This is a genomic window from Gammaproteobacteria bacterium (assembly GCA_009845905.1).
Lineage (GTDB): Bacteria > Pseudomonadota > Gammaproteobacteria > Steroidobacterales > Foliamicaceae > Foliamicus.
Window position 1 is genome coordinate 343,666 of sequence record VXYS01000004.1, and the last position, 13,297, is coordinate 356,962.

General features: G+C 68.1%; 9 protein-coding genes. All 9 read left to right on the forward strand.

Annotated elements, in window-relative coordinates; genetic code table 11:
* Positions 1–35 precede the first annotated feature (35 nt).
* The 9 genes from F4036_03090 (at position 36) to F4036_03130 (ending at position 13,291) form a co-directional block, all read left to right on the forward strand.
* Positions 36–2,105 carry a hydantoinase/oxoprolinase family protein gene (locus F4036_03090; protein MYK36724.1) on the forward strand — a complete coding sequence of 690 codons (2,070 nt, stop codon included), beginning with the start codon at positions 36–38 and terminating at the stop codon, positions 2,103–2,105.
* Positions 2,102–3,943, forward strand: coding sequence for a hydantoinase B/oxoprolinase family protein (locus F4036_03095; GenBank protein MYK36725.1), 1,842 nt, complete (start codon positions 2,102–2,104; stop codon positions 3,941–3,943). The genes F4036_03090 and F4036_03095 overlap by 4 nt, the downstream gene beginning before the upstream one ends.
* A gap of 151 nt (positions 3,944–4,094) precedes the next feature.
* Complete coding sequence (locus tag F4036_03100) at positions 4,095–5,471, forward strand: MmgE/PrpD family protein (protein ID MYK36726.1); 1,377 nt, start codon at positions 4,095–4,097, stop codon at positions 5,469–5,471.
* A 14-nt stretch (positions 5,472–5,485) separates the two neighbouring features.
* Positions 5,486–6,205, forward strand: coding sequence for a hypothetical protein (locus F4036_03105; protein ID MYK36727.1), 720 nt, complete (start codon positions 5,486–5,488; stop codon positions 6,203–6,205).
* Between the two features lie 88 nt (positions 6,206–6,293).
* Entirely contained in the window at positions 6,294–8,474 is a 2,181-nt protein-coding gene (locus F4036_03110) for a TonB-dependent receptor (GenBank protein MYK36728.1), read from the forward strand.
* Between the two features lie 111 nt (positions 8,475–8,585).
* Positions 8,586–9,884 (forward strand): MFS transporter, encoded by a 1,299-nt coding sequence (locus F4036_03115; GenBank protein MYK36729.1) that lies wholly within the window; start codon positions 8,586–8,588, stop codon positions 9,882–9,884.
* Entirely contained in the window at positions 9,557–10,657 is a 1,101-nt protein-coding gene (locus F4036_03120; protein ID MYK36730.1) for a VOC family protein, read from the forward strand. Before F4036_03115 ends, F4036_03120 begins: the two co-directional genes overlap by 328 nt.
* A gap of 120 nt (positions 10,658–10,777) precedes the next feature.
* Complete coding sequence (locus F4036_03125; protein MYK36731.1) at positions 10,778–12,076, forward strand: MFS transporter; 1,299 nt, start codon at positions 10,778–10,780, stop codon at positions 12,074–12,076.
* A 3-nt stretch (positions 12,077–12,079) separates the two neighbouring features.
* Positions 12,080–13,291, forward strand: a complete 1,212-nt coding sequence (locus tag F4036_03130) for a molybdopterin molybdotransferase MoeA (protein MYK36732.1) — start codon at positions 12,080–12,082, stop codon at positions 13,289–13,291.
* The last annotated feature ends 6 nt before the right edge of the window (positions 13,292–13,297 follow it).

A 13,297-nucleotide genomic window follows, 5' to 3' on the forward strand; every position in this document is an offset into this window, starting at 1 on the left:
CGGTCTTTCCAGGCGCGCGAAGGGGCGCGGGCAACTTGGCGCGTATCGGCATCGACATCGGCGGAACGTTCACCGACCTCATCGCCGCCGGCCGCGACGGCCAGGTGCTGGCCACCCACAAGCTCGCCTCCACCCCGGACGACCCGTCCCGCGCCGCCATGCAGGGCGCGGAGGAACTGCTGCGCAAGGCCGGCCTCGATTTCGCCGATGTCGAGTTCTGCTGCCACGGCACCACCGTGGCCACCAATGCGCTGCTGGAACGCAAGGGCGCCAGGACCGGTCTGATCACCACCCGCGGGTTCCGCGACGTCCTGCACATCGGGCGCAAGGACCGGCCGTACAACTTCTCGCACTACCAGGAAATCGCCCGCCAGAGCCGTCCCCTGGCGCCGCGCCGCTGGCGGACGACGGTGCGCGAACGGGTCCGCGCGCCCGACGGCGAGGTCGAAGTGCCGCTTAACGAGGACGACGTGCTCGAAGCCGTTGCGCTTCTCAGGGACCAGGGCGTCGAATCCATCGCGATCTGCTGCCTGTTCTCCTTCCTCAACCCGGAACACGAGCGGCGCATCGCGGACATCGCCCGGCGCGAGTTGCCCGAGGCCTATGTCACCGCCAGCCACGAGATCGCGCCGCTGGTGCGCGAATACGAGCGTTTCTCCACCACCGCGATGAACGCCTACGTGGGCCCGGTGACCGGCCGCTACGTGCGCCGGTTCGCCGCCGCGCTCGAGGAGGCGGGCGTGCCGGCGCAACTGCGCCTGATGACTTCCAGCGGCGGAATGGTCGCCCCGGCCGAAGCCTGGCGGCGCCCGGTCAATCTCCTGCTTTCCGGGCCGGTCGGCGCGCTGATCGCGGGCATCGAGGCCGGCGCCGAAATCGGCCGCGGGAACGTGATCACGCTGGACGTGGGCGGCACGTCCGCGGACATCGGCGTGGCCCCGGAAGGCGAAATGCGCATGCGCAGCCTGCTCGATACGCGCGTCGGCGACTATGACGTAATGACGCCGATGGTCGATATCGCCACGCTGGGCGCCGGCGGCGGCTCGATCGCCTGGCTGGACCCCGAGGGCATGTTCCGCGTGGGCCCGCAGAGCGCCGGCGCCGATCCCGGCCCGGCCTGCTACGGCAAGGGCGGCGAACGGCCGACCGTTACCGATGCGCTGCTGGTCAGCGGCTGGTACCGCGCCGACCACCTGGCGGACGCCGTCCCCACGCTGACGCCCGAGAAGGCGCGCGACGCCATCCGACGGCACGTCTCCGAGCCGCTGGGCCTGACGCTGGAGGACGCCGCCGGCGGCATCTTCGATATCGCGGTCAACAACATGGTCGAGGCGATGCGCCTGGCCAGCGTGTCCAAGGGCTTTGACCCGCGCGAATTCACGCTGGTAGCCTATGGCGGCGCGGGCGGGGCCTTCGCCGCGCCGGTGGCCGAAGCGCTGGCCATCGGCGAAGTGCTGATCCCGCCGCACCCCGGCGTGGGCGCGGCCGGCGGGCTCCTGTGCGCGCAGGTGCGCTACGAATTCAAGGCAACGCTTTGGGGCGATCTGGAAGACCTGGATTACGGGGCCGTTTCCGGCCGGTTCGATGAGATGACGCAAGAAGCCACCCAACGGCTGGCCGGCGACGGGTTCGGCGCGGACGAAGTGCGCCTGAAACTCTGGGCCGAGTGCCGCTACGCAGGCCAGGGCAACGAACTGGCGGTGAACGCGCCGGCCGGCAACATCGATGCAGAGTGGGCCGCGGCGCTGCGCGAGCGCTTCGACACAGAGCACGAGCGCGCCTATCTGCGCGCCTACCCGGACATGCCCGTGCGGGTCATCAACCTCGGAGTGTCCGCGTACGTGCCCGGCACGCCGCTGGTCTCGGCGCAGGCCGAGGCGGAGTCTTCCGGCGACGCCGAGCCGCTGCTGACCGCGCCCTGCCGCTTCCCCGGCGCGACCGAAGCGCAGGACACGTCGTTCTACCGCCGCTCCGCTCTCTGGCCGGGCCATCGTATCGAAGGTCCCGCGATCGTCGAGCAGCCCGACACCACCACCGCGATCCCTCCGGGCTGGCAGGCGCGCGTGGACCGCTTCTCCAACCTCCGTCTCACCCCCGGGACATGAACGCCGCCGAACTCTGGCCCGGACTCGACCAGGCGCGCAGCACCGGACTGGGTGCGCACGCCGAACGCCGCTGGAACCGCGTCGAGGTCGACCCCGTCTCGCTGCAGGTGATCGGCGGCGCGCTGCACTCCATCGCCCACGAAATGGCCGAACTCCTGGTGCGCATGGCGTATTCCAGCGTGATGCGCGAGTCGCGCGACATCGGCGCGGCGCTGCTGGACTTCGACGGGCGGCAGTTGTGCGAGAGCGACTCCACGCCCATGCACTGCGGCTCCCTGCCCGCCTACGTGCGCGGCATCGACCGCAAGCACCGCGGGCGCTACCGGCCCGGCGACGTCTATCTCCACAACCATCCGTACCACGGCGCTTCGCACAGTCCCGACTACGGCGTGCTGCTGCCGCTGTTCGTGGGCGATCTGCACGTCGGTTTCGCCGGCTGCACCGGCCACATGGTGGACATCGGCGCCGCCGATCCGGGATTTTCCGTGGACGTGCCGGACTTCTTCGCCGAGGGCCAGATCCTGGACGCGGTGAAGCTGCACGCCGCCGGCGAACGAAGCGAGGGCCTCTGGTCGCTGATCATGGACAACGTGCGCACGCCCGAAGCCAACGCCGGCGACCTCGAGGCGATGATCGCCTGCTGCCGGCTGGGCGAGCAGCGTTTCGCCGGTCTCGTCGCGCGGCACGGCCTTGACCGCGTGATGAGCGCAGCCGAAGACTGGATGAACTACGCCGAGCGGCGGATGCGCGCACGGATCGAGGAACTGCCCGACGGCGAATACCCGGCGCCGGACGCCTGGCTGGAGGACGACGGCAAGCACTTCGGCAAGCCGCTGAAGATCGCGACGAAGGTGCTGGTGCGCGGCGGCGACATCTGCGTGGACCTGACCGGCTCCACGCCGCAGACCGCGACCGGCTTCAACTGCCCGTTCGAAGGCAGCGTGCTGCCGGCCGTGAACTTCGCGGTGCGGGCCCTGCTGCTGGACGAGACCGCCGAGGGCGCGGGCGTGCCGCAGAACGACGGCGTTTTCCGCCCCGTTTATGCCCACGCGCCCAAGGGCAGCATCTTCAACCCGATCTACCCGCGTGGCTGCGAGGCGCGCTTCACCCAGATCAACCGGATTCCCGACCAGGTCCTGGCGGCGCTGAGCGAGGCGCTGCCGCAGCGCGTCACCGGGGGCAACTCGGCCAACGTTTCCTGCTTCGTGTACTCGTTCGAGTCGTACCGGGGCAAGTACCAGATCAACGTCGAGATCAACGAGGGCTCGTACGGCGGCCGCCACGGCCGCGACGGCCTCGACACGGTGGACACGCTGATGGCCAATACCCGCAACAACCCGCTGGAGGAGATGGAGCTGTCGGCGCCGATGCTGTGCGAGCGCTACGAACTGCGCGACGAAGCCCCGGCCCCCGGACGCTGGCGCGGCGGCATGGGGGCGGTCAAGACCTGGCGCTTTCTCGAGGGCGCGGCGGTCAGTTCCACCGGCGACAACCGCTCCGGCGATCCGCCGCGCGGCATCTTCGGCGGCGGCGACGGACTGCCCGGCCAGGTGAAGGTCAATCCGGGCACTCCCCGCGAACAGGAACTGCCGGCCAAGGTGTCGCACGCCCGTTTCGAGGCCGGCGACCGGCTGGAGATCACGCTGGTGTCCGGCGGCGGCTACGGCGACCCGCTTGAGCGCGATCCCCGGCTCGTGGCCGACAACGTGCTCGACGGGCTGCTGTCGAGCGAACAGGCGCGCGAACAGTACGGCGTCGTGATCGACCCGGAAACCGGCGCGCCGGACCTTGCAGCTACGGAGTCCCTGCGACGCAAACAAGCCGGTGAGACAGCATGAGTGGCGCCAGCCCCGCTTCGATTGCGCCGTTTCCCGCCTTGTTCCTGCGGGAGACGCATGAACCCATCCATGGGGCTTGGTTCCGCCATCCCTGGCTCACATACTCCCGCAGGAACAAGGCGGGAAACGGCTCCAGCTGGGCGGACAGGGCATGAGCGTGGCGGAGAACGGGCGCAGCCTGGCGCTGGCCGAGGAACTGCTGGCCGTGGGCGACGCGCCGCTCGGCGAGCGCGACCTGAAGCAGATCCGGAACCTGATCCTGGATCACCTCGGCTGCTGCTACGCCGGCTCGCTGCTGGCCTGGGGCCGGCGCATGCACGAGTGGGCCGCGCCGCACGCGGGCTCGGGCAACGCGCCGCTTTTGGCTTCGCAAACGCGCCTGGCGCCCGGCCTGGCGGCGTTCGTGAACGCCACCGCCGCCCACGGCCTTGAACTCGACGACACCCACGACGAATCGGTCAGCCACCCGGGCGCGGCGGTCATCGCGTCCAGCCTGGCGCTGGCGGCCCACCACGGTTTGAGCGGCGAACGGCTGGCCGCCGCGATCCATGCCGGCTACGAAGCGGTCGGGCGCGTGGGAGCGGCCACCAACGCCGCCGAGACCATCGAACTGGGCTTTCATCCCACCAGCCTGTTCGTGGGCTTCGGCGCCGCCGCCGCGGCGGCCGTGCTGCTGAACCTCTCGCCCAGGGAACTGGCGCGCGGCTGGGGCCTGGTGCTGTCGATGGCCGGCGGCTCGATGCAGTTCAGCCAGGAGCCGGAAGGCACGACCGTCAAGCGCCTGCACGGCGGATACGCAGCGCTGCATGGCGTGATGGCCGCCGAGCACGCCGGGCTCGGCATCGCCGGCCCCGAGCAGGCGCTGGAGGGCCGCTACGGCCTGATCCACAATTTCGGCGCCGATTCCGATCCCGAGCGTCTCAACCGACCGCACCCGGACGGCCCGGAGATCCACCGCATCAGCTACAAGCCCTACCCCTGCTGCCGCCTGTTCCACTCCACCCTCGACGCGCTGGCCGAGGTCACGGACGACTTCAGCCTGGACCCGGAAGAAATCGAATCCATCGTCGTGGGCGGGCCGGACATCATGGTCACCCAGCACATGCTGCGCCGGCCGACCTCGGAGATGGCCGCGCAGTACAGCCTGCCGTTCACGCTGGGCGCGGCGCTCTATTACGGGCCGGCTTCGGTGGCCGGATTCATGGGCGAGGCGCTGGAGGACCGCCGCACGCTTGCGATCGCCGATCGGGTGGACGCGGTCGCGGACCCGGACATGCAGTCGGCCTTCCCGGCGCACTTCGGAAGCTGGCTGGAACTGAAGGACCGCAACGGCGACACCCGCCGCTCGGACGTGCTCGACAGCCTGGGCACTCCCGCCAACCCGATGCGCCGCGCCGACCTGATCGCGAAGTTCGATTCGCTGACCGCCGACGACAACGGCATCGACGGCGCCGAGACCGCCGCCACACTCGATCAAATACACCAAATGCGTCTAATTGGCCCACTTCTTGCACCCTTCTGCAAGTAAATACACCTAAAAGGATGATTGCAAAACCCATGCCCAACGAACGCACGACCGCCGATCCGGTCCCGCAGGAGCAGTTGCAGGCCGACGTGGCCCTGCTGCTCGACACCATCGCCGCCGGCGACGTGGCGATCGCGCCGCTGGACGTCGCCTACGCGATCAACGCCTGCACCGAGCCGGGCATCCGGCGCATCTACGCCGCCAAGAAACGCAGCTACGAGAAACCGGGCGGGCTGTTCGCCAACAACACGATGAGCCGTGCAATTCACGTCATGGACGACTGGAAGCACGACCTGGCCGAGACCATCGTGCGCGAGGAGGACATCCCCTTCTCCATCGTCGCGCCGTTTCGCGTCGGGCACGAGTTCTTCTCCAACGTCGATCCCTTCGTGATGCAGTCGTCCACCAAGGCCGAGACCATGGACATGCTGCTCAACGCCGGACAGTTTCACAACGAGATCGCCCGCCAGTCATGGGAGCGCGGCATGCCGGTGTTCGGCTCGTCGGCTAACACCTCGCTGCAGGGCTCCAAGTACCGCTACGAGGACATCGAGGCGCCGGTGCGCGAGGCGGCCAGCGTGCATTTCGACTACGGGCTTTCGAAATACGCCAACCCGCTCGGGCACTCCAGCACCATCATCGACTTCCGCGACTTCAGCGTGATCCGCGTGGGCGTCGTGTTCGACCAGGTCGCGGCCGCCTTCCTCAAGCACGGCAACGTCACCCTCGTTAGGTAATCCACGCGCAATCCGTTATTATTCGCGACCCCCGGCGGCTAAGGGAGCCGCCGGATCCCCCAAGAACCACCTAACAGGAGAAGTTCGCATGAAAACTCGTTTACTGCGGCTATCGCTGGCCGCACTTACCGTCGGCTGCATGATGGTTGCGGCAAACGTGACGGCACAGGAAAACGTCTTCGAAGAGATCATCGTCACCGCCGAGAAGCGCGAGGCGTCGATCCAGGACACGGCGCTGGCCATCACCGCCGTCAGCGGCGACTTGCTGGAGAACGGCGGCCTCGACGAAATCGAGGACCTGAGCCTCGACGTGCCCTCGCTGGTGTTCAGCAGGGCCGGCGGCGAGGCGCAACTCTATATCCGTGGCGTGGGCACCAACCTGTTCGGCATCGGCCAGGACTCGTCCGTGGCCGTGCACCAGGACGGCGTCTATCAGGGCCGCGCGCAGATGGGCCTGACCCAGTTCCTCGACGTGGAACGCGTCGAGGTGCTGCGCGGACCGCAGGGCACGCTCTACGGCCGTAACGCCACCGCCGGCGTGATCAACATCATTCACCGCGCGCCGGGCGACGAACCCGAAGGCTATGTGAACCTCAAGCTCGGCAACTTCAACCGCTACGACGGCGAAGCGGCCTACGGCGGCCCGATCGGCGACAGCGCCGGCTTCCGCCTGGCAGTGCGCTACGGCAGCGACGGCGGCTTCACGGAGGACCTCGATCCGCGGGGCGGCGACGAAGTGGATGGCGGCGAGACCATGGCCGCCCGCGCGACGCTGACCTTCGCGCTTTCCGACGCGGTCAACGCCAAGATCATCGGCGATTACACCGACTTCGACGGCGACAACCGCACCATCCGCCCGCGCGGCGACCTGCATCGCTCGGCGGCGGAAGGTGCCCAGGCGCTGCCGGACTTCGACCAGACGCGCAACGAAGTGGACAGCTTCCAGAAGTGGACCATCTCCGGCATTACGGCCGAGGTGACCGCGGACCTGGGCGGCGGCCTGAGCCTTACTTCCATTACCGGCTACCGCCAGTTCGAGGACAGCTTCCGCTTCAACACCGACGGCACCGAGATCTTCGTCACGCAAACGCATTTCGAGCGCGATACGGACCAGTTCTCCGAAGAGATCCGCCTGGCCTGCGACTGCGAGGCCTATGAATGGATCGCCGGCCTCTACTACTTCACCGAGGACAAGGAAGAGGCCCTCGGCCTGCCGGCCATCAACTTCGGCGGCGCATTCAACATCTTCGCCACCAACAAGACCGATGCCTGGGCCGGCTTCGGCGAGCTGACCTGGCACTTCAGCGACCGCCTCGACGGCATCGTGGGCGTGCGCTACAGCAACGAGGAGAAGGAAGACTGGAACCTTCGCGGGCTCACCGGCGGCAACTTCGACGGCCTGTTCGGCGCCAGCGATCCCAGGGCCTTCTCGTTCTCCTTCCCGCCACGCAATACCACCGACGACTGGAACGCCTTCACGCCCAAGCTGGGTCTGAAGTACGACTACAGCGACGACATCATGCTCTACGGCACGCTCACGCGCGGGTTCAAGTCCGGCGGCACCAACTCGCTGAGCGGCGACCCGGCGTTCGATCCCGAGTATCTGTGGAGCCTGGAGGTGGGCAGCAAGTCCACGCTGGCGGACGGCAGGGCGATCGCGAACGCCTCGGCCTTCTACTACGACTACACCGACCTGCAGGTCTCGACCTTCACCGAAGGAACGGTCCGCGTAACGAACGCGGCGGAAGCCACGGTGGTGGGCCTTGAGCTGGACGTCTCCACGGTGATCTCCGACCAGTTCACATGGGACACGTCGGCGATGCTGCTCAACGCCGAATACGATCAGTTCGTGACGCGCTTCGGCGGCGGCGCCGGCACCGTGCTCGACGTCGAGGGCAACAAGCTGATCAACGCGCCGGAAGTCTCGCTCACATCCACCTTGAGTTACAGCAACGAAATCGGCCCCGGAACGTTCACGGCCCTGGCCCAGATCGCCTACCGCTCGGAGGTTTTCCACAGCCAGTTCAACGAGGCCGAGGTCGGGCAGGACAGCGTCACGCTGGCCAACGTTCGCGCCGGTATCACGTTCCTGAACGGCGTGGAAGTCTCGTTCGTCGTGCGCAACCTGCTGGACGAGGAGTATTACCAGAACTCGGTGCGGTTCACGTCGCTGAACGACCGCAGCAAGGACCTCACCGGCATCGGCGCGGCCCTGGGCTACCCCGGCGAAGGCCGCTCGATGGCGCTGCAACTGCACATGGGCTTTTGATTGGCGAGGGCGCCCTGGAGACAGGGCGCCCACCCCGGGAGGGAGGGCGCCTGACCTGGGAGTGAGGGCACTGCCCTCACAGCGTCTCGCCCTCCCCCCTCTAACCAACCCATGAACCGCAGGAGCTGGTACGTCGTAGGCGTCCTTACGGTCGCCTACATCTGCTCGTTCATCGACCGCTCGGTGCTGGGCCTGATGGTGGGCCCGATCCGCTCCGAGCTGGGCATAAGCGACACCCAGTTCAGCCTGCTGCACGGCTTCGCCTTCGCGATCTTCTACACGCTGCTGGGCATCCCCATCGCCTGGCTGGCTGACCGCGCCAGCCGGCGCAACATCATCGCCGCCGGCATCGCCGTGTGGAGCCTGATGACCGCGCTGTGCGGCCTGGCGCGCACCTTCGGCGCGATGTTCATGGCCCGCGTGGGCGTGGGCGTGGGAGAAGCGGCGCTGTCGCCGGCCGCCTACTCGATGATCGCCGACCTGTTCCCGCGCGAGCAGCTCGGTCGGGCGCTGGGCATCTACTCGTCCGGCGTGTTCATCGGCATCGGTCTCAGCTTCATCCTGGTGGCCGAACTGATCGGCGCGCTGGACACGGTGACGCTCCCGGTGGTGGGCGAACTGACGCCCTGGCGGCTGACGCTCATCGTGCTGGGCATTCCCGGCCTGGCGATCGCGGCGCTGTGCTTCACCTTCCGGGAGCCCGCCCGCCTCGGGGCCGCGAAAGGCGGCGTCCCGCTGGGCGATGTCGGGCGCTTCTTCAGCAGCAATTTCAGCCTCTACGCGCTGCACTTCATCGCCTTCTCCATGCTCACGCTGCTGTTCAACGCGGTCATGGCCTGGTTCGCCGAGTACCTGATCCGCATTCACGACATGGACCGGGGCGCGGCCGGCTGGTATATCGGCCTGATCGTGACCTTCTTTGGCGGCGGCGGCATCATCTGCGGCGGGCTCCACGCCGACTACCTGAAGCGCCGCGGCGACAACGGCGGCGCAATCCGCTCGGCGCTGCTGGCGGCCGCCGTGCTGCTTCCGTTCGGCGCCACCGCCACGCTGATGCCGAACGCCGGGATGTCGCTGGTGCTGTGCGCGCCGCTGCTGTTCTTCTCGAGCTGGTGCTTCGCGCCGGCCACCACGGCTTTGCAACTGTTCACGCCGCCATCCATGCGGGCGCAGTTCTCCGCCGTCTACCTGTTCGTCGTGAACCTCACGGGAATCGGCTTCGGCGGCACCGCGGTGGCGCTGATCACGGATTTCGTCTTCCGCGACGACGACATGCTGCATTACTCGATCGCCCTGACCGCCGGACTCAGCGGGCTGGTGAGCATCATTCTGCTGTGGCGGCTGCTCGCCATCTACCGCCGCGAAATGGACGCGCGCGAGCGGGAACTGGCAGGCGAAAGCGTGTCGTGAGCCGGATTGCGCTGGATATCGACCACGTCGGCCTGGTGGGGCCGGACATTCTGCGCACCGTAGATGAGTTCCGGGCGCTGGGCTTTCGGGTCACCGACCCCGTCGAACTGATGGGCACCGGGCCTGACGGACAGGAGAAAAGCCTCGATCAGCAAAGCGCGCATTTCATCTTCGGCTCGACCTACGTGGAGATCAGCGAGGTCACGCGCCCCGGACCGGACCATCACCTGGGCGCCTGGCTGGGCGACGGTCCGGCCATCCGCATCCTGATACTTCGCGCCACGGACATCGACGCCGTCCGCGAGCAGGCATTGGCTGCCGGACAGGACCCCACGCCGGTGGGCGAGGCCAGCCGCGCGCTGCACTACGCCGACGGCGCGACAGCGCGCTTTAAGTGGCTGGCGCTGCCGCCGAAGAGCTTCCCGGAAGCGCTGTGCGGCTACGTCCAGCACCTGACGCCGGAGCTAGTGTTCTGGCAGGAGATGAACGCGCACCCCAACGGCGCGGTCGAACTGACCGGCATGACGCTGCACGCCGCGAACGCAGACGACGCCGGGCGCCGTTACGGGCTGCTGGGCCGGGCGGACGCGCCGGAATACGTCGACATCCGCCCGGCTGAAATTGGCCGAAGCGGCTTCACCGCCCTGCACCTCCGCACCCGCAGCCTGGACCGGACCGCCGACACGCTCGCCGCCGCCGGCAAGCCCTTCGAGCGCGACGCCGGCAGGCTTGCCGTGCAGGCTCCCGGCGTCCTCCTCCACTTTTCGGAATAACGCCCTGGGAGCGAGGGCATGTCCCTCGCGGCGTCCCGCCCTCGTGCGAAGGCGGGACGCCTTCGCTCCCAGGGACTCATCGCGTAAGCTACGCCGCGGACCTACGGGAGGACGGGGAAGATCGACCGGCTGAAGAAATGGGGGGCGTGGTACGCGGTGACCCTGCTCACCGTCGCTTACACCTTCGCGCTGATCGACCGCTGGATCATCGGCCTGATGGTGGGTCCGATCAAGGCCGACCTCGGCCTCAACGACACGCAATTCAGCCTCCTGCAGGGTATCGCCTTCGCCCTGTTCTACTGCACCGTGGGCATCCCCATCGCCCGACTGGCCGACCGCTCCAACCGGCGCAATATCGTCGCCGCCGGAATCGCCCTGTGGAGCCTGATGACCGCGCTGTGCGGGCTGGCTCGCAATTTCGGGCAACTGTTCCTGGCCAGGGTGGGCGTGGGCGTGGGCGAGGCCGCGCTGGCGCCGGCGGCCTTCTCGTTGATCACCGACCTCTTTCCCCGCAACGAGGTCGGCCGCGCGATCGGCGCCTACCAGATGGGCCTGTTCCTGGGCTACGGGCTGAGCGTGATACTCGGAGGCTGGCTGGTCGGAACGCTGGAACAGCGCCCACCCCTGGAATTCCCGCTGCTCGGCGAACTCTCGGCCTGGCGGGCGACGCTGGTCATCGTCGGCCTGCCCGGCCTGGTAGTTGCGCTGCTGTGCCTCACGTTCCGCGAGCCGATCCGCCGCGGCGCCGTGGAAGGCGGCGTTCCGGTCCCCGAACTGATTAATTTTCTAAAGAAAAATATCGCGGTTTACGGCAACCTGGTGGCCGCATTCTGCATGATCTCGCTGCTGTTCAACGCGGTCCTCGTGTGGGGTGCGGAATACTTCATCCGGATCCACGAAATGCCCCGCGCCACCGTGGGACTCAGGCTGGGCCTGATCGTGGGAACGTTCGGCTGCGTCGGCTCCGTCGTCGGAGGCCTGTACGCCGACTACCTCCACCGCCAGGGCGATCGCGGCGGCACCATCCGCTCCTCCATCGTCGCCACTATTGCACTGGTGCCGTTGGCCGCGGTCACTTCGCTCATACCCGATCCGAATTACTCGCTGCTCATGTATGCGCCGCTGCTGTTCTTCGGAAGCTGGGTGTTCCCTCCCGCGGTGATGACGCTGCAACTGTTCACGCCCCCTTCCATGCGCGCCCAGACCAGCGCGATATACCTGTTCATCGTGTCGCTTGTCAGCATGGGCTTCGGCAGCACGTCGGTGGCGCTGATCACCGACTTCGTTTTCGCCAACGACATGATGCTGCATTACTCGATGGCGATCGTCGGCACGATCAGCGGCCTGCTGGGCCTGTTCTTCCTGTGGCGCCTGCTGCCGATCTACCGCAAGGCCATGACGGCGCGTAACCTACCCTGACCCATGCAAACCGAGCTCAACGTCGCGCAGGCCGAGCGCCTGATTCGGGAAACGGTTCCGGCGTGGCCGGCCGAGCAGGTCGCGCTGGACGCCGCGGCCGGCCGCGTGCTGCGCCAGAACGTGCTCGCCGAACGCGACCTGCCCCCCTACGACCGCGCCACGATGGACGGAATCGCGCTGGTCTGGCGCTCCTGGTCTTCCGGAGAAAGGGAATTTCCCCTGGAAGGAATGCAAAGCGCGGGACAGGCGCCCGGCGCGCTGTCGAACGCAGCTGCCGCATGGCGCATCGCCACCGGCGCGCCGATCCCGCAGGGCGCCGACACCGTAGTGCCCGTCGAGAGGATCAGCGAAACGAACGGCGGAGTCCGTATGGACGACGACTACCGCCCCAAACGCGGCCAATTCATCCACAGGCAGGGGTCGGACCGCCGGGCCGGCGCCCTGCTGCTGAAGGAAGGCCAGCGCATCGGCGGCGTGGAAATGGCGCTGCTGAGCGCCAACGGCGTGGCGCAACCGCGCGTCGGCCCCGATCCCCGCATCGCGCTGGTGTCCACCGGCGACGAACTCGTCGGCCTGGACTCCCGCCCCGAGAGCTGGCAGGTGCGTTCCAGCAACGGGCCCGCCATGGCGGCACTGCTCAAGCGCAACGGCTTCGGCAAGGTCGCCGCCCTGCATGCGCCGGACGACCCGGACGTGCTCGCGGAACGCATCCGCAAAGCGCTGTCCGACAGCGACGCGATGATCCTGAGCGGCGGCGTCTCCAGGGGCGCGAAGGACTACGTGCCCGGCGTGCTGGCCAAGCTCGGCGCACGGCCGATCCTGCACCGCATCCGCCAGCGTCCCGGTTTCCCGCTGTGGTTCGGCATGCACGCCGCGAAACCCGTCTTCGGCCTGCCCGGCAACCCCGTCTCCAGCCTCGTGTGCCTGCGCCGCTACGTCATCCCCGCGCTCAACATGGCGCAAGGCGCGCAGGCCCCCGCTCCCGAATACGCGGCTCTGACCGACGAGGTCGGCTTCAAGCCCATCCTCACCTGGTTCCTCCCCGTTCGCCTGTCCACCGACCGCGACGGCCGGCTCCTCGCCCACCCGCGCCAAACCAACACTTCAGGCGACTTCGCCTCGCTGGCGCAAACCGACGGCTTCGCCCAACTCCCCGCCAACCGCACCCGCTTCCCCGCCGGCTACGCCGCCCGCATCTTCCGCTGGCACAATTGATTTCCC

Excerpts from the sequence above, each read along its gene's own strand:
- F4036_03130 (MYK36732.1), top strand. The coding sequence starts at position 12,080 with ATGCAAACCGAGCTCAACGTCGCGCAGGCCGAGCGCCTGATTCGGGAA.
- F4036_03095 (MYK36725.1), top strand. The coding sequence starts at position 2,102 with ATGAACGCCGCCGAACTCTGGCCCGGACTCGACCAGGCGCGCAGCACC.
- F4036_03100 (MYK36726.1), top strand. The coding sequence starts at position 4,095 with ATGAGCGTGGCGGAGAACGGGCGCAGCCTGGCGCTGGCCGAGGAACTG.
- F4036_03115 (MYK36729.1), top strand. The coding sequence starts at position 8,586 with ATGAACCGCAGGAGCTGGTACGTCGTAGGCGTCCTTACGGTCGCCTAC.
- F4036_03110 (MYK36728.1), top strand. The coding sequence starts at position 6,294 with ATGAAAACTCGTTTACTGCGGCTATCGCTGGCCGCACTTACCGTCGGC.
- F4036_03105 (MYK36727.1), top strand. The coding sequence starts at position 5,486 with ATGATTGCAAAACCCATGCCCAACGAACGCACGACCGCCGATCCGGTC.